Origin of the sequence: Haemophilus parainfluenzae (genome assembly GCF_900450995.1) — a bacterium.
GTDB lineage: Bacteria > Pseudomonadota > Gammaproteobacteria > Enterobacterales > Pasteurellaceae > Haemophilus_D > Haemophilus_D parainfluenzae_O.
Map to the genome: position 1 here is coordinate 1,461,141 of NZ_UGHY01000002.1, position 17,492 is coordinate 1,478,632.

At 40.2% G+C, this 17,492-nt stretch carries 17 protein-coding genes and 2 pseudogenes; 18 read left to right on the plus strand and 1 reads right to left on the minus strand.

Annotation, left to right across the window (positions count from 1 at the left end; translation table 11 throughout):
* The first annotated feature begins 1 nt into the window (after nt 1).
* From DX522_RS07405 to rplS, 18 genes and pseudogenes are all read left to right on the plus strand, one after another.
* On the plus strand, nt 2-1,237 hold the full coding sequence (locus DX522_RS07405) for an NADH:ubiquinone reductase (Na(+)-transporting) subunit B (protein ID WP_115180337.1): 1,236 nt from the start codon (nt 2-4) through the stop codon (nt 1,235-1,237).
* Nucleotides 1,230-2,021, plus strand: a complete 792-nt coding sequence (locus DX522_RS07410; protein WP_005695373.1) for a Na(+)-translocating NADH-quinone reductase subunit C — start codon at nt 1,230-1,232, stop codon at nt 2,019-2,021. The genes DX522_RS07405 and DX522_RS07410 overlap by 8 nt, the downstream gene beginning before the upstream one ends.
* A complete protein-coding gene (locus DX522_RS07415; RefSeq protein WP_005695375.1) occupies nt 2,021-2,650 on the plus strand; it encodes an NADH:ubiquinone reductase (Na(+)-transporting) subunit D in 630 nt (209 codons plus the stop codon). The genes DX522_RS07410 and DX522_RS07415 overlap by 1 nt, the downstream gene beginning before the upstream one ends.
* A gap of 3 nt (nt 2,651-2,653) precedes the next feature.
* Nucleotides 2,654-3,250 carry an NADH:ubiquinone reductase (Na(+)-transporting) subunit E gene (gene nqrE / locus DX522_RS07420; RefSeq protein ID WP_070714890.1) on the plus strand — a complete coding sequence of 199 codons (597 nt, stop codon included), beginning with the start codon at nt 2,654-2,656 and terminating at the stop codon, nt 3,248-3,250.
* A 10-nt stretch (nt 3,251-3,260) separates the two neighbouring features.
* Nucleotides 3,261-4,496 (plus strand): NADH:ubiquinone reductase (Na(+)-transporting) subunit F, encoded by a 1,236-nt coding sequence (gene nqrF / locus DX522_RS07425; RefSeq protein ID WP_115180338.1) that lies wholly within the window; start codon nt 3,261-3,263, stop codon nt 4,494-4,496.
* 132 nt (nt 4,497-4,628) lie between these two features.
* On the plus strand, nt 4,629-5,669 hold the full coding sequence (locus DX522_RS07430; protein ID WP_115180339.1) for an FAD:protein FMN transferase: 1,041 nt from the start codon (nt 4,629-4,631) through the stop codon (nt 5,667-5,669).
* 2 nt (nt 5,670-5,671) lie between these two features.
* Nucleotides 5,672-5,932: a (Na+)-NQR maturation NqrM gene (gene nqrM, locus DX522_RS07435; RefSeq protein ID WP_049379890.1), complete on the plus strand. Its 261-nt coding sequence runs from the start codon at nt 5,672-5,674 to the stop codon at nt 5,930-5,932.
* A gap of 120 nt (nt 5,933-6,052) precedes the next feature.
* Nucleotides 6,053-7,204: a tRNA 2-thiouridine(34) synthase MnmA gene (gene mnmA, locus DX522_RS07440; RefSeq protein WP_070776140.1), complete on the plus strand. Its 1,152-nt coding sequence runs from the start codon at nt 6,053-6,055 to the stop codon at nt 7,202-7,204.
* Nucleotides 7,205-7,484: 280 nt separating this feature from the next.
* Nucleotides 7,485-9,512 carry a BCCT family transporter gene (locus DX522_RS07445; protein ID WP_262054193.1) on the plus strand — a complete coding sequence of 676 codons (2,028 nt, stop codon included), beginning with the start codon at nt 7,485-7,487 and terminating at the stop codon, nt 9,510-9,512.
* 128 nt (nt 9,513-9,640) lie between these two features.
* On the plus strand, nt 9,641-9,871 hold the full coding sequence (tatA, locus tag DX522_RS07450; RefSeq protein WP_070852939.1) for a twin-arginine translocase TatA/TatE family subunit: 231 nt from the start codon (nt 9,641-9,643) through the stop codon (nt 9,869-9,871).
* 2 nt (nt 9,872-9,873) lie between these two features.
* Nucleotides 9,874-10,479: a Sec-independent protein translocase protein TatB gene (tatB, locus tag DX522_RS07455; protein WP_070852940.1), complete on the plus strand. Its 606-nt coding sequence runs from the start codon at nt 9,874-9,876 to the stop codon at nt 10,477-10,479.
* A 9-nt stretch (nt 10,480-10,488) separates the two neighbouring features.
* Complete coding sequence (gene tatC, locus DX522_RS07460) at nt 10,489-11,283, plus strand: twin-arginine translocase subunit TatC (RefSeq protein ID WP_115180341.1); 795 nt, start codon at nt 10,489-10,491, stop codon at nt 11,281-11,283.
* 56 nt (nt 11,284-11,339) lie between these two features.
* The gene (gene hemB / locus DX522_RS07465) at nt 11,340-12,362 is read left to right on the plus strand and encodes a porphobilinogen synthase (protein ID WP_115180342.1); all 1,023 of its coding nucleotides are present in this window, start codon (nt 11,340-11,342) and stop codon (nt 12,360-12,362) included.
* 233 nt (nt 12,363-12,595) lie between these two features.
* Nucleotides 12,596-13,944, plus strand: a pseudogene (gene gdhA / locus DX522_RS07470) (NADP-specific glutamate dehydrogenase).
* A gap of 227 nt (nt 13,945-14,171) precedes the next feature.
* On the plus strand, nt 14,172-14,420 hold the full coding sequence (gene rpsP, locus DX522_RS07475; protein ID WP_115180343.1) for a 30S ribosomal protein S16: 249 nt from the start codon (nt 14,172-14,174) through the stop codon (nt 14,418-14,420).
* A 44-nt stretch (nt 14,421-14,464) separates the two neighbouring features.
* A complete protein-coding gene (gene rimM, locus DX522_RS07480; protein ID WP_115180344.1) occupies nt 14,465-14,992 on the plus strand; it encodes a ribosome maturation factor RimM in 528 nt (175 codons plus the stop codon).
* A gap of 37 nt (nt 14,993-15,029) precedes the next feature.
* Nucleotides 15,030-15,769: pseudogene (gene trmD / locus DX522_RS07485) on the plus strand (tRNA (guanosine(37)-N1)-methyltransferase TrmD).
* Nucleotides 15,770-15,805: 36 nt separating this feature from the next.
* The gene (gene rplS, locus DX522_RS07490) at nt 15,806-16,156 is read left to right on the plus strand and encodes a 50S ribosomal protein L19 (RefSeq protein WP_005626422.1); all 351 of its coding nucleotides are present in this window, start codon (nt 15,806-15,808) and stop codon (nt 16,154-16,156) included.
* A 60-nt stretch (nt 16,157-16,216) separates the two neighbouring features.
* On the opposite strand, the gene rho is transcribed toward rplS, so the two are convergent.
* Complete coding sequence (gene rho / locus DX522_RS07495) at nt 16,217-17,479, minus strand: transcription termination factor Rho (protein ID WP_014064140.1); 1,263 nt, start codon at nt 17,477-17,479, stop codon at nt 16,217-16,219.
* Nucleotides 17,480-17,492 lie beyond the last annotated feature (13 nt).

Consider the following 17,492-nt stretch of genomic DNA (forward strand, 5'->3'; position numbering starts at 1 on the left):
AATGGGTTTAAAAAATCTTTTTGAAAAAATGGAACCCGCGTTTTTACCAGGCGGTAAATACAGCAAGCTTTATCCGATCTTTGAATCGATTTATACCTTGCTTTATACACCAGGTACGGTAACGCACAAAAACACGCACGTTCGTGATGCGTTAGACTCAAAACGTATGATGATTACGGTTTTCCTTGCGTTGTTCCCTGCGATTTTCTATGGGATGTATAACGTGGGTAACCAAGCGATCCCTGCTTTAAATCAATTAGGCAATTTAGATCAATTAATTGCTAACGATTGGCACTATGCACTTGCAAGTTCATTAGGTTTAGATTTGACCGATAATGCAACTTGGGGTTCAAAAATGGCATTAGGGGCGATCTTCTTCTTACCAATTTACTTAGTGGTATTCACTGTTTGTACGATTTGGGAATTATTATTCTCAGTAGTACGTGGCCATGAAGTAAATGAAGGGATGTTCGTTTCAACCATTTTATTTGCGTTAATCGTTCCACCAACATTGCCATTATGGCAGGCTGCACTAGGTATCAGTTTTGGTATCGTGGTAGCGAAAGAACTATTCGGTGGTGTAGGTCGTAACTTTATGAACCCTGCGCTTGCTGGCCGTGCATTCTTATTCTTCGCTTATCCGGCTCAAATTTCCGGTGACTTAGTATGGACTGCTGCAGATGGTTTCTCTGGTGCAACCGCACTTTCACAATGGTCTCAAGGTGGTCAAGCAGCATTACAACACACTGTAACCGGTCAACCTATTACTTGGATGGATGCATTCATCGGTAATATTCCTGGTTCAATGGGTGAGGTTTCAACTCTTGCGCTATTAATCGGAGGTGCGTTAATTGTATTCACCCGTATTGCTTCTTGGCGCATTATGGCTGGTGTCATGATCGGTATGATTGGTACAGCAACCTTATTCAACTTAATCGGTTCTGATTCTAACCAAATGTTCTCAATGCCTTGGCATTGGCACTTTGTATTAGGTGGTTTTGCACTTGGTATGATCTTCATGGCTACAGACCCTGTATCTGCTTCATTCACCAACACGGGTAAATGGTGGTACGGTGCGTTAATTGGCGTGATGGCTGTATTAATTCGTACAGTGAACCCAGCTTATCCAGAAGGGATGATGTTAGCGATTTTATTTGCAAACTTATTTGCACCAATTTTCGACTACATCGTGGTTCAAGCAAATATCAAACGTCGGAGAGCAAGAACAAATGGCTAAATTTAATAAAGATAGCGTTAGCGGTACAGTTACCGTTGTTGTGTTGCTAAGTTTAGTGTGTTCTATCGTGGTTTCTGGTGCTGCAGTAGCATTAAAATCCAAACAAGATGAACAAAAAGCACTCGACGTTCAACGTAACATTTTAACTGTTGCCGGATTGATGAAAGAAGATAATGCATCAGTAATTAAAGACACTTACAGCAAATTTATTGAACCACGTTTAGTGGATTTGCAAAGTGGTGATTACGTTCAAGCTTCAGCAGAAGAAATTAATAAATTTGAACCTAAAGATGCTGTTAAAGATCCAGCTAAAAGCCAAGCTATCCCAGCTGAGGCAGATAAAGCAGGGATCAAGGTCCGTGCAAACCAAGCGCGTGTTTATCTTGTAAAAGATGAGCAAGGCAATGTAACCCAAGTTGTATTACCAATGTATGGCCGTGGTTTATGGTCAACCATGTATGGTTTTGTTTCTGTTGCACCAGATGCGAATACCATCAAAGGTATTACTTACTATGATCAAGGTGAAACAGCCGGTCTTGGGGGCGAAATTGCGAACCCTCGTTGGCAAGCACAGTTTGTCGATAAAAAATTATTCGATGAGCAAGGTAACCAAAAATTCAAAATCTACAAAGGTAGCTCTGCTGCAGATAAAGAGCACGGTGTAGATGGTTTATCAGGTGCAACTTTAACCAGTAACGGTGTTCAAGGTTCATTTGATTATTGGTTCAGCCAAAATGGCTTTGGTCCATTCTTAGCGAAATTTAAAGCAGGAGAAATCAAATAATGGCTGATGCAAAAGTAAACTTAAAAGGTCTTTTATTCGATCCTATTGTTAAAAATAACCCGATTGCCTTGCAAATTTTGGGTATCTGTTCTGCATTAGCGGTAACGACCCAATTACAAACAGCAATCGTTATGGCGATTGCGGTAAGTTTGGTAACTGGTTTCTCCAGTTTGTTCATTTCATTGATTCGTAACTATATTCCAAATAGTATCCGTATCATTGTGCAACTGGCGATTATCGCATCTTTAGTAATCTTGGTTGACCAAGTATTAAAAGCTTATGCTTATGGTTTATCTAAACAGCTTTCTGTATTCGTTGGCCTTATCATTACAAACTGTATCGTAATGGGGCGTGCAGAAGCGTTTGCGATGAAATCACCTCCGCTAGAAAGCTTTGTTGATGGTATCGGTAATGGTTTAGGTTATGGTGCGATCTTATTAATTGTCGCCACATTACGTGAATTAATCGGTTCTGGTCGTTTATTTGGTTTCCCTGTATTCCAAACGATTCAAGACGGCGGTTGGTATCAGCCAAACGGTTTATTCCTTCTTGCACCAAGTGCGTTCTTTATTATCGGCTTCGTTATTTGGGGCTTAAGAACGTGGAAACCTGAGCAACAGGAGAAATAATCAATGGAACATTATATTAGCCTATTCGTGAAGGCGATCTTCATTGAAAACATGGCGCTTTCTTTCTTCTTAGGGATGTGTACTTTCCTTGCAGTTTCTAAGAAAGTTTCTACGGCGTTTGGCCTTGGTGTTGCGGTAACCGTGGTACTTGGTATTGCGGTGCCTGCGAACCAATTTGTATACGAACATGTATTAAAAGATGGCGCATTGGTAGAAGGTGTAAGTCTTGAGTTTTTAAACTTTATTACCTTTATCGGGATTATTGCGGGTCTTGTTCAATTACTTGAAATGGCTTTAGATAAATTCTTCCCAGCACTTTATAACGCATTAGGTATTTTCCTTCCACTTATCGCTGTAAACTGTGCGATCTTTGGTGGTGTATCTTTTGCTGTACAACGTGAATACACTTTTGCAGAATCTGCAGTTTATGGTGTGGGTGCAGGGTTAGGTTGGATGTTAGCAATCGTTGCACTTGCAGGCTTAACCGAAAAAATGAAATATGCCGATGTACCGGCAGGCTTAAAAGGATTAGGGATTACCTTTATTACTGCAGGCTTGATGGCGCTTGGCTTTATGTCATTCTCTGGAATTCAGTTATAAGGAGGCATAAATGAGCGAATCTTCAATTTTATTATTAGGTGTTGCGGCATTTACGGTTATCCTTTTAGTGCTCGTTGCAATTATTTTATTCGCTAAATCAAAATTAGTGGATTCTGGTGACATCACCATTTCTATTAATGATGATCCTGAAAAAGCGATCACTTTACCAGCTGGCGGCAAATTACTTGGTGCTTTAGCAAGTAAAGGTATCTTCGTTTCTTCTGCTTGTGGTGGCGGTGGCTCTTGTGGCCAATGTATTGTGAAAGTAAAAAGTGGCGGTGGTGAAATTCTCCCAACTGAGCTTTCTCATATTAATAAACGTGAAGCAAAAGAAGGCTATCGTTTAGCTTGTCAAGTTAACGTGAAAGGTAATATGGAAGTTGAACTTCCAGAAGAAATTTTCGGCGTGAAAAAATGGGAATGTACTGTTATTTCTAACGATAACAAAGCCACCTTTATCAAAGAGCTTAAATTAGCGATTCCTGAAGGCGAGGAAGTACCTTTCCGCGCGGGTGGTTATATCCAAATCGAAGCTGATCCACATGTGGTGAACTATAAAGATTTCGATATTCCTGAAGAATATCACGAAGACTGGGATAAATATGATTTATGGCGTTATGTCTCTAAAGTGGATGAACATATTATCCGTGCTTACTCTATGGCCTCATATCCAGAAGAGAAAGGTATCATTATGCTTAATGTGCGTATTGCAACGCCTCCACCACGTCAGCCTGATGCACCTCCAGGTCAAATGTCTTCTTACATTTGGTCATTAAAACCAGGTGATAAAGTGACAATTTCAGGTCCATTCGGTGAATTCTTCGCGAAAGAAACCGATAATGAGATGGTCTTCATCGGTGGTGGTGCGGGTATGGCACCAATGCGTTCTCATATCTTTGACCAATTAAAACGTTTACACTCTAAACGCAAAATGTCATTCTGGTATGGTGCACGTTCTAAACGGGAAATCTTCTATCAAGAAGACTTTGACCAATTACAAGCCGAAAATCCAAACTTCGTATGGCATGTTGCACTTTCAGATGCATTGCCAGAAGATAACTGGACAGGTTACACTGGCTTTATTCACAACGTACTTTATGAAAACTACTTGAAAAATCATGAAGCACCAGAAGATTGTGAATACTACATGTGTGGACCTCCGGTGATGAACGCTGCGGTAATCAAAATGTTGAAAGACCTCGGTGTTGAAGATGAAAACATCTTATTAGATGACTTCGGTGGTTGATTTTAGTTAATCAAAACATCATGAAAACTGACCGCACTTTGTGATGAAGTGCGGTCAATATTTAAGATGGATTACAGGCAAGCTGATGGAAGAGTCGGTTTGCCTGTAATTCATATATTTAGGAAGGAATAGATGAAAAAAGTATTAAGCGGATTGATTGCTGTAGTCCTAGCTTGTTCATTAAGTGCGTGTAAGAAAGATCCCGAAATTATTTTACTTAGCGGTAAAACCATGGGAACGACTTACCATATCCGCTATATTGAGGATGATTCTGTAAGTGAAAACTCACAAAAAACGCATGAGCAAATTGAAGTGGTTTTAAAAGATGTGAATCAGAAAATGTCCACTTATATTAAAGATTCCGAATTGAGTCGTTTTAATCAAAATACACAAGTGAATACGCCAATTGAAATCTCTGCGGACTTTGCCAAAGTGTTACAAGAAGCGATCCGTTTAAATCAGGTTACTGAAGGTTCATTGGATGTGACAGTAGGGCCTGTAGTGAATTTATGGGGATTTGGCCCAGAAAAACGTCCAGAACGTAAACCAACCCCAGAACAACTTGCTGAACGTCAAAGTTGGGTGGGAATTGATAAAATTCACCTTGATATGAGCGGTAAAACCCCAACATTAAGTAAAGCCGTGCCACAGGTTTATATTGATTTGTCATCTATTGCTAAAGGTTTTGGTGTGGATCAAGTCGCGGATGTATTAGAGCAAAATCACGTACAAAACTATATGGTGGAAATTGGTGGGGAAATTCGCGCTAAAGGTAAAAATCCTGAGAATAAAGCGTGGCAAATCGCCATTGAAAAACCTAATAATACCGGTGAAAGAGCAGTTCAAGAAGTGATAGGTTTAAATAATATGGCGATGGCGACCTCAGGCGACTACCGTATTTATTTTGAGGAAAATGGTCAACGCTTTGCTCATGAAATCGATCCAAAAACAGGTTATCCAATTCAGCATCATTTAGCCTCAATTACTGTGCTTGCACCAAGCTCAATGACAGCTGACGGTTTATCTACAGGCTTATTTGTACTTGGTGAAGATAAAGCCTTGGAAGTGGCCGAGAGAGAAAATATTCCAGTTTATTTAATTATGAAAACCGAGCAAGGCTTCGAAACGAAAATGTCTTCAGCCTTACAAAAGTTACTCGCAAATAAGGAATAATCATGCAAACGTTATTTTTTACCCTAATCGCTTTTGTGGCCATTATTGTATTAATGTCTGTGGGCTTTATCTTTAAAAAACAAAGCTTAAAAGGTAGCTGTGGAGGCCTTTCCTCACTGGGTATTGCTAAAGCTTGTGATTGCGATAAACCTTGCGACACCTTGCAAGAAAAATTAGATGCTGGCGATGAAAATGCCAAAGCTGAATACGAACAAAAATTTGCGAAGAAAGACGATGATTCGCAATTTTATGAAGTGAAATAATTCACTCAAAATCAACCGCACTTTGTACAACAATCTTAATTTATGGGGCGGAAGTCATTCCACCATATTTCAATCATTATCACCAATGTGCTTCGCCTTAACCGAAGTTACGGGAGACTTATGTTAACTTCAAATACTTATAATCAACATTTCGCACCATTGAGTGCAGAGCAACTTGCCGAAAATGCCACTAAAAAGGTTATTTGCGGTATGTCTGGTGGGGTAGACTCCTCCGTTTCCGCGTTTATTCTTCAACAACAAGGCTACCAAGTGGAAGGCCTGTTTATGAAAAACTGGGAAGAAGATGACGATACCGATTATTGTACAGCTGCAGCGGATCTTGCTGATGCGCAGGCAGTATGCGATAAGCTAGGTATTAAGCTACATAAAATCAATTTTGCGGCGGAATATTGGGATAATGTGTTTGAACATTTCTTAACAGAATACAAAGCTGGTCGTACACCAAACCCGGATATTTTGTGCAATAAAGAAATTAAATTTAAAGCTTTCTTGGAATATGCCGCGGAAGATTTGGGCGCTAACTATATTGCTACCGGCCATTATGTGCGTCGTCGTGGTGCAGATGATCAAGCAGAGCTATTGCGCGGCTTAGATAGCAATAAAGACCAAAGCTATTTCCTTTACACGTTGAGTAAAAATCAGGTAGGCCAAAGCCTTTTCCCTGTTGGTGAAATTGAAAAGCCGATCGTACGTGCTATTGCGGAGGATTTAGGCTTAATCACTGCGAAGAAAAAAGATTCTACCGGTATTTGTTTTATCGGTGAGCGTAAGTTTAAGGATTTCTTAGCGCGTTATTTACCGGCTCAACCAGGTGACATCCGTACCGTAGATGGCGAGATTATTGGTCGCCATGAAGGCTTGATGTACCATACACTGGGGCAGCGTAAAGGGCTAGGTATCGGTGGATTAAAAAATGCCGGTGATGAAGCCTGGTATGTGGTGGATAAAGATGTGGAAAATAATGAATTGATTGTCGCACAAGGCCATGATCATCCACGTTTATTCTCCAAAGGCTTAATTGCCAAGCAGCTACATTGGGTGAGTCGCGAACCTGTACGTGAAGCGTTCCGTTGCACGGTGAAAACTCGTTATCGTCAAACGGATATTGCTTGTTTGGTTGAGCCGATTGATGACGATTGCATTCGAGTGATTTTTGACGAACCGCAAGCCGCGGTCACACCGGGTCAATCAGCCGTGTTTTACCTAGATGAAGTCTGCTTGGGCGGCGGCATTATCGAAGAACGAATTTAATCAACACCTAACAAAGTGCGGTCAGAAATTTAACGATTTTTCTGACTGCACTTTTTCTTCTATCGCATTTCAATTTTCGTTAATTTGAAAAAATGATGATGTTTTGCTAGTATAAATTTCGTATTTGGAAACAATCCACTCAAATCCTACTGAGCGTTTCCTTCAAAATCGCACTTCTCCGTGCTGTCATTTGCGATGGTTCCATCGCCCGTTTGGGTCTTAAGGCCTTGTTTTATTTAATCTGATTTTATTTTTATTCACCTAATTTTTAAGGGGAAGCTTGTCTTTATCTAAATTTATGGAAAAACAAACGTCGTTCAATCCTTTAGTGATTGGTGCAACGTTATTTTTTGTAGTGTTATTGGTGGCAATGATTTTAATTGCACCGGAACAAACACAAACTTTATTAAATGCCGCCAAATCGGGCATTTTTGCGAACTTTAGTTGGTTTTACGTATTAGCATTCTCAGTATTTTTGGGCTTTTTAGTCATTTTATCGGTCAGTAGCCTAGGTAATATCAAATTAGGCAATGATGAAGAAGAACCTGAATTCGGTTTTCTCTCTTGGTTGGCAATGTTATTTGCTGCCGGCATGGGGGTAGGGTTGATGTTCTTTGGTGTAGCAGAGCCCTTAACGCATTACTTATCTGACATTACTGGAGGTACAGCAGAACACAAACAACAAGAAGCCTTGTTACACACCTTATTCCACTGGGGAATTCATGCGTGGGCGGTGTATGGCACGATTGCGTTGGCATTGGCTTACTTTGGATTTCGTTACAAATTACCTTTGGCATTACGCTCTTGTTTCTATCCGTTATTGAAAGAGCGTATTAATGGCAAGTTAGGCGATTTTATCGATATTATGGCGCTACTTGCTACCTTATTCGGTATTATAACAACGTTAGGTTTCGGTGCTTCTCAATTGGGGGCAGGCTTACATCAATTAGGCTGGATTAGTGAAAATAGCTTCAGCTTACAAATGATTGTAATTGCTGTGGTAATGAGTTTAGCAACATTTTCCGCAATTTCTGGCGTAGGGAAAGGGGTAAAAATCTTAAGTGAGCTGAATTTAACACTAGCTTTCTGTTTGTTGATTTTCGTGTTAGTGGCGGGACCGACACTTTATTTGTTATCCGCTTTTAGCGACAACATCGGAACTTATCTCAGCAACTTAGTACAATTAAGCTTCAAAACCTATGTTTATGAACAAGAACATACTGGCTGGTTTAGCGGTTGGACAATTCTGTATTGGGCATGGTGGTGTTCTTGGGCGCCATTTGTAGGCTTGTTTATTGCCCGTATTTCGAAAGGACGCACGATTCGCGAATTTATTTTCGGCGTGTTGGTGATTCCTAGCATGTTCGGTATTTTGTGGTTTACCGTATTTGGTAATACAGCCATTTGGTTGAATGATGGTGAAGCTGCAGGTACGTTAGGACAAATGATTTCTTCGCCTGAAACGTTGCTCTTTAAATTCTTAGATTATTTACCGCTTTCTGGTGTGACGGGTTTAGTGAGTTTGGTGGTGATTTCTTTATTTTTTATCACTTCTGCTGATTCGGGTATTTATGTATTAAACAACATTGCATCACGTGATAAAAGCCTCGCTGCACCACGTTGGCAAGCGGTGATGTGGGGCGTATTAATGTCAGTCGTTGCGATTGTTTTAATGCAATCGGGTGGTTTGGCAAACCTACAGGCAATGACCTTGTTAGTGGCGTTACCTTTCGCCATGTTGATGTTGTTGATGTGTTTTAGTTTATGGAAAGGCTTGAATGCGGATAAAAAATATTTTGATACTAAAGTGAATCCAACCAGTATTTTCTGGACGGGGGATAAGTGGAAAGAACGTTTGGAACAAATGATGAACCAAACACAAGAAAAAGATATTTTACGTTTCCTTAAACATACGGTATTACCGGCTATGCGAGAATTACGTCAAGAGTTGATTGGCAAATATGACTTGAGCGTGCAAATTAACACGTTATTTGATCAAGATGAACCTGCAGTCGAGTTAGTCATTCAAAAAGAATCAATGCGTGATTTTATGTATGGCGTTAAATCTGTGGGTCGAGATGTATCCACTCAACTCATTAATGATGACAATTTGCCACATATTCAGCATAGTATGACTTATGAACCATACACTTATTTCTTTGATGGTCGAGTGGGTTATGATGTGCAATATATGGATCAAGATGAATTAATTGCTGATATGTTGAAACATTATGAACGCTACTTAAGTTTGCTAGATGACGTAGGCCGAGAATTGATGGCACACGAGCAAACAGAACTGGCTGAATAATAAGACTAAAGTGCGGTTGAAAATAGCATTATTTTTGACCGCACTTTTAAAATTACCTCTTGAGACAAATGCATAAAAAGAGTATATTCAAGCCCAAATTTTCAATTTAATTCTAACGGAGTTTTTCTATGTTTGGTTTATCCCCAGCACAAATGATTATTTTATTAGTCGTGATTTTATTAGTATTCGGTACAAAAAAATTACGCAATGCGGGATCTGATCTTGGCGCAGCAGTAAAAGGCTTTAAAAAAGCGATGTCTGACGACGAACCGAAAAAAGATGCGGAATTTACTCAAATTAAAGACTGTACAACAACCGCTGAAAAAACTGAAACTGTAAAAGATAAAGAACAGGCATAACCGTGTTTGATATTGGTTTTTCCGAACTTGTTTTATTGATGCTTGTGGGCTTAGTGGTACTAGGCCCTAAGCGTTTACCTGTGGCTATTCGCACGGTAATGGGCTGGGTGAAAACGATCCGTGGGTTGGCAGCTAATGTTCAAAATGAATTAAAACAAGAGCTTAAATTGCAAGAATTGCAAGATAGTATCAAGAAAGCGGAACAACTGAATCTAAAACAGCTTTCCCCAGACTTAAGTAAAACCGTTGAAGAGCTGAAAGAACAGGCTCAAAAAATGCGTGCAGAGCTAGAAGAAAAAGCGGCTGCTGCGGGCACAACGGTGGAAGAGCAAATTAAAGAAATTAAAAGTGCGGCTGAAAATTCTGCTGATTCTGCTGAAAAACTTGCGGTAAACTCACAAGAAACAGCAGAAAAACCAGTTGAAACAGTATCGACAGAACATGCAGAGAATGAAACTACCGACGTTTTGGAATCTGAAAAAGCAGAAGTAGATTTGACCGCACTTGAAGCCCATGAACAAGCTGAATTAACCGAGCGTTTATCTGATTACTATTCGCCGGATGATGTGGAACTGCAACCAGCACCTAAATCTGAAGCTAAGTCCTAGAGAATAATTATGAGCAATACGACGGACGATTCCCAACCGTTAATTACCCATCTTGTTGAACTCAGAAACCGCTTATTACGTTGTGTAATTTGTATTTTAGTGGTTTTTGTGGCGTTGGTTTATTTTTCTAATGATATTTATCATTTTGTCGCCGCACCTTTAACGGCAGTAATGCCAAAGGGGGCAACCATGATTGCAACCAATATTCAAACGCCATTCTTTACGCCAATTAAATTAACCGCGATTGTATCGGTATTTATTTCGGTGCCTTATTTGCTTTATCAAATTTGGGCGTTTGTTGCACCGGCGTTGTATCAACATGAAAAACGTTTAATTTATCCGTTATTATTTTCCAGTACAGTTTTATTCTATTGCGGTGTGGCGTTTGCTTATTATATTGTTTTCCCTTTCGTGTTTAGTTTCTTTACGCAAACCGCACCAGAAGGGGTGGCTATCGCAACAGATATCAGCAGTTATCTTGATTTTGCGCTAGCATTATTCTTGGCTTTCGGTGTGTGCTTTGAAGTACCCGTTGCTATTATTTTGCTTTGCTGGACAGGTGTCACAACTACGAAAGCATTGGCGGCAAAACGTCCTTATATTATTGTGGGAGCATTCTTTGTTGGCATGATCTTAACGCCACCAGACGTGTTCTCTCAAACTTTACTTGCTGTACCAATGTGTCTTCTCTTTGAATTAGGCTTGTTAGTTGCACGTTTCTATCAACCGAAAGAGGATGAAGAAGAGACAACGGATGAGAAAAGTGCGGTAGAAAATCAGGGTGATTTGAATCACAAAGATTAAGAAAATGGGCGTAGGTTATACGCCCTTTTAACATCATAAAAACAGGAAATATTATTATGACTCAACAAATTTTAGGCGGTTTTCCAACCCGTCGTCTTCGTCGTTTACGCAAACATGATTTTAGTCGCCGTTTAGTCGCAGAAAATACTTTAACCGCGAATGATTTAATTTATCCGGTATTTATCATTGAAGGTGAAAATCATCGTGAACCAGTCCCTTCTATGCCTAAAGTTGAACGTTTAACGATCGATCAGTTATTAATCGAAGCAGGCCTTTTAGTGAAATACGGCGTGCCAGTGATTTCATTATTTCCTGTAGTTGAGCAAGATAAAAAATCTTTAATGGCGGATGAGGCATTTAACCCGAATGGTTTGGTACAGCGTGCAGTGAGAGCATTGAAAGCCGCTTATCCAGAATTAGGTGTATTAACCGATGTCGCACTCGATCCTTATACACTACATGGACAAGACGGGATCATTGATGAAGAAGGTTATGTTTTAAACGATATCACGACAGATATTCTGATTAAACAGGCACTTTCTCATGCTGAAGCGGGTGCTGATGTTGTGGCACCGAGTGATATGATGGATGGTCGTATTGGTCGTATTCGTCAGGCATTGGAAGAAAATGGCCATATCAATACACAAATTATGGCGTACTCAGCGAAATATGCGTCTAATTACTATGGCCCATTCCGTGATGCAGTCGGTTCTGCGGGTAATCTGAAAGGTGGGGATAAGAAAACTTACCAACTTGATCCGGCAAATGGTAATGAAGGCTTACAAGAAGTCGCACTTGATTTACAAGAAGGTGCGGATATGGTGATGGTGAAACCAGGTATGCCGTATTTGGATATGGTATATCGTGTGAAAGAGTATTTCGGCGTGCCAACTTTTGCTTACCAAGTTTCTGGCGAATATGCGATGCATATGGCAGCCATTCAAAATGGTTGGTTGAAAGAAAAAGAATGCATTATGGAATCATTGCTTTGTTTTAAACGTGCGGGTGCAGATGGTATTTTGACGTATTTTGCGAAGCAAGTCGCTGAATGGCTTTACTTAGAAGGTAAAAATAAATAAGTACTTTTTAACTTGAAGTGCTAATCTAGGTGTTAATTTTAGATATCATCTAATAAAAATGAGAAAGTATTAAATATTTTCTCGTTTTTTATTTTTTCTTTATTTTCTCTATAAAAAAACTATTGCCTAGTTGATTTTTCTATTGTTATATTGATGACACGCCGCAACAAGACGGTGATAAATAAAATAACGTTATACACATCATATTAACTCACTACTAGAAGGAAAATCCTATGTCAGCAGTAGCATCATTAGACGCATTTCTTGAAAAAGTGGCTCAACGTGACGGCCACCAACCTGAATTTTTACAAGCCGTGCGTGAAGTCTTTACGTCAATCTGGCCTTTCTTGGAAGCAAATCCTAAATACCGTTCAGAGGCTTTATTAGAGCGTTTAGTTGAGCCAGAGCGCGCAATCCAATTTCGTGTGGCATGGACTGATGATAAAGGTCAAGTTCAAGTAAACCGTGCTTTCCGCGTGCAATTCAACAGTGCAATTGGTCCTTTTAAAGGGGGATGCGTTTTCATCCATCGGTAAACTTATCGATTTTAAAATTCTTAGGTTTTGAACAGATCTTTAAAAATGCCTTAACGACATTGCCAATGGGCGGTGCGAAAGGGGGCTCAGATTTTGATCCTAAAGGTAAATCTGATGCTGAAGTGATGCGTTTCTGTCAAGCTTTAATGGCCGAGTTATATCGTCATGTTGGTCCAGATACTGATGTCCCAGCAGGAGATATTGGTGTAGGCGGTCGCGAAGTCGGTTATCTTGCAGGCTATATGAAAAAATTATCAAACCAAGCCGCTTGCGTGTTTACTGGTCGTGGTCTTTCATTCGGTGGGAGCTTAATTCGTCCAGAAGCAACGGGGTATGGATTGGTGTATTTTGCCCAAGCGATGCTTGCAGAGAAAGGGGATAGCTTCCTAGGCAAAACGGTTTTAGTTTCAGGTTCAGGTAACGTAGCACAATATGCGATTGAAAAAGCGATGGCACTAGGTGCGAAAGTCGTAACTTGTTCTGACTCTGCGGGTTATGTGTATTTACCTGAAGGGTTTGATCGTGAAAAATTAGAGGCATTATTAGAGCTCAAAAATGTAAAACGTGGTCGAGTAGAAGAGTTTGCAAAACAATTCGGTCTTCAATATTTTGCAGGTAAACGCCCTTGGGAAGTGAAAGCCGATATTGCACTTCCTTGTGCAACCCAAAACGAATTAGAGATTTCAGATGCGAAAGCTTTAATTGCAAATGGTGTGAAATTAGTGGCTGAAGGTGCAAACATGCCAACCACTATCGAAGCAACAGATGCATTCTTAGAAGCTGGTGTATTATTTGGCCCAGGTAAAGCGGCTAATGCAGGTGGTGTTGCGACATCAGGCTTAGAAATGGCGCAAAGTTCACAACGCTTATACTGGACAGCTGAAGAAGTAGATAAACAGCTTCATCGCATCATGTTAGATATTCATGCAAACTGTAAAAAATATGGTACTGTCGCTGGTCAAGCAAACATCAACTATGTTGTCGGGGCAAATGTTGCAGGCTTTGTGAAAGTGGCTGATGCAATGTTGGCGCAAGGAGTTTATTAATCCAATAAATGAATGAAAATTTGACCGCACTTTATGATGAAGTGCGGTCATTTTTTATGGTGAATTTCTCAAGTTTGAAATGGGCTTGTGGCTTGCTTTTTTGCTCAAAAAGTGTAAAATCCTCAGGCTTTTTGTCTATATATACAGAGAAAAAAGTAAGCTATATTCTTAAATCACTTTCGAGTTTGAGAATATTCTTTTAGTAATTAAACATTTAGAGGAAGGTTATGGTAACCATTCGTTTATCTCGTGGCGGAGCTAAAAAACGCCCATTTTATCAAATCGTAGTAGCTGACAGTCGTTCACCACGTGACGGTCGTTTCATTGAGCGTGTAGGTTTCTTCAACCCAATCGCACAAGGTAACGCTGAGCGTCTTCGTGTTGATCTTGATCGTGTAAATCACTGGGTTGCTCAAGGTGCATCACTTTCTGATCGTGTTGCGAGCTTGGTAAAAGAAGCACAAAAAGCAGCATAATTTTGCTTTTTGATTTAGTTCTTAAGCTAAGATAGGTGAGAAATATGGAACAACAACGTATTGAAGTTGTGGGCAAATTAGGCTCAACCTACGGTATTCGTGGGTGGTTACGTATTTATTCATCAACAGAACAAGCTGAAAGCATTTTTGAGTATCAACCTTGGTTTTTAAAAATCAAAGGTGAGTGGCAGCCAACAGAATTAGAACATTGGCGTCATCATAATCACGAAATCATCGTTAAATTAAAAGGTGTTGATGACCGTGAAGCCGCACAAATTTTAGCAAATGTTGAAATTGGTGTGGATTTATCTGTTTTCCCAGAACTGGAAGAAGGCGATTATTACTGGCATGATTTAATTGGTTGTTCAGTCGTAAACTTAGAAGGTTATACAATGGGAACGGTGACAGAGATGATGGAAACCGGTTCTAATGATGTTTTAGTAGTTAAAGCCAATACGAAAGATGCTTTTGGAAAACAAGAGCGGTTAATTCCGTTTTTGTATGAACAAGTAGTTAAAAGAGTCGATCTCACCACAAAAACTATTGAAGTGGATTGGGACGCTGGTTTCTAATCTCAAGTATGCACAAACGTAATGTAGTAGGCTTTTTATGTGGATAGGGGTGATTTCATTATTCCCGAAATGTTTAAAGTGATTACGGAATTTGGGGTTACAGGTAGAGCCGTAAAACATAATCTTCTGCAAGTGGAATGTTGGAATCCAAGAGATTTTACATTCGACAAGCATAAAACCGTGGATGACCGTCCTTATGGTGGTGGCCCGGGAATGCTGATGATGGTGCAACCTTTACGGGATGCGATTCATGCTGCAAAAGCAGCGGTAGGAGAAGGCGCAAAGGTGATTTACCTTTCACCACAAGGACGTAAACTCGATCAAGGCGGCGTAACCGAGCTTGCTCAAAATCAGAAATTGATTTTAGTATGTGGACGTTACGAAGGTATTGATGAGCGATTGATTCAAACTGAAATTGATGAAGAATGGTCAATCGGGGATTACGTTTTGACCGGTGGGGAATTGCCAGCAATGACATTAATTGATGCTGTTGCACGTTTTATTCCCGGTGTATTAGGCAAACAAGCCTCCGCAGAAGAAGATTCTTTTGCCGATGGTTTATTAGATTGCCCGCATTACACCAGACCGGAAGTGTTAGAGGGATTAACTGTACCGCCCGTGCTGATGTCTGGACATCACGAAGAAATTCGGAAATGGCGATTAAAACAATCGCTACAAAGAACGTGGCTCCGACGCCCTGAGCTCTTAGAAGGCCTAGCTCTGACTGACGAACAACGTAAGCTGTTAAAAGAGGCGCAAGCCGAACATAACAGTTAGTTTCAGTTACATCTAGGATCAATAAAGGATCAAACAATGTCTAACATTATCAAACAACTTGAACAAGAACAATTAAAACAAAACGTACCTAGCTTCCGCCCAGGTGATACTTTAGAAGTTAAAGTATGGGTAGTTGAAGGTAGCAAACGTCGTTTGCAAGCATTCGAAGGCGTGGTTATTGCAATTCGTAACCGTGGCTTGCACTCAGCATTCACTTTACGTAAAGTATCTAATGGAGTAGGCGTTGAGCGTGTATTCCAAACTCACTCTCCAGCTGTAGATTCTATCGCAGTTAAACGTAAAGGTGCGGTACGTAAAGCTAAACTTTACTACTTACGTGAACGTTCAGGTAAATCTGCTCGTATTAAAGAGCGTTTGGGCGAATAATTCGCAAAATAAAAAAGGCTTGGTTTTCCAAGCCTTTTTTGTTTTTAAGTGCGGTCAAAATTAAGACCGCTTCATAATTTCAAAAAACTCATCGTTGGTTTTTGCCACCATAAGTTTGTCAATGAGGAATTCCATCGCTTCCACTTCACCCATTGGGTTAAGGATTTTGCGTAGAATCCACATTTTTTGTAATTCATCTGGTGTGGTAAGTAAGTCTTCTTTACGTGTACCAGAACGGTTGAAGTCAATCGCAGGGAATACACGTTTTTCTGCAATTTTGCGAGAAAGATGTAATTCCATGTTACCAGTACCTTTAAATTCTTCGAAGATAACCTCATCCATTTTTGAACCGGTATCCACAAGTGCGGTTGCAATAATGGTTAAACTACCGCCTTCTTCTACGTTACGTGCCGCACCAAAGAAACGTTTTGGACGATGCAAAGCATTTGCATCCACACCACCGGAAAGAATTTTACCGGATGCAGGCGTAACGGTATTGTAAGCACGCGCTAAACGAGTAATAGAGTCGAGTAAAATCACCACGTCTTTTTTATGCTCAACAGAACGTTTTGCTTTCTCAATAACCATTTCTGCCACTTGAACGTGACGGGTTGCTGGTTCATCAAAGGTAGAGGCAATGACTTCACCTTTTACCGAACGTTGCATTTCCGTTACTTCTTCTGGGCGCTCATCGATTAAAAGTACAATAAGTTCACATTCAGGGTAGTTGTGCGTGATACTTTGTGCAATGTTTTGTAATAACATGGTTTTACCGGCTTTTGGCGGAGCCACGATAAGACCACGCTGACCTTTACCAATCGGAGAGGCTAAATCCAAAATACGTGCGGTTAGGTCTTCGGTTGAGCCATTACCACGTTCCATTCTTAAGCGAGAATTCGCGTGTAATGGGGTTAAGTTTTCGAAAAGGATTTTGCTACGAGAGACTTCCGGTTTGTCATCGTTAACTTGGTCGACTTTTAAAAGTGCGAAATAACGTTCGCCCTCTTTCGGTGGACGGATTTTGCCTTCGATTTTATCACCAGTTTGAAGATTGAAACGACGAATTTGACTTGGGGAAACGTAGATGTCATCAGGACCAGCAAGGTAGGAACTGTCTGCGGAGCGTAAGAAACCGAAACCATCGGGTAAAATCTCTAACACGCCGCCGCCAAAAATGTCTTCACCGCTCTTGGCGTGCTGTTTCAAAATAGCAAAAACAATATCTTGTTTACGTAAACGGGCAAGATTTTCTAAACCCATTTGTTCTTCGCCAAGTTTCACAAGATCAGAAACAGGCGTGTTTTTAAGTTCTGTAAGATGCATAATTAATAATGTT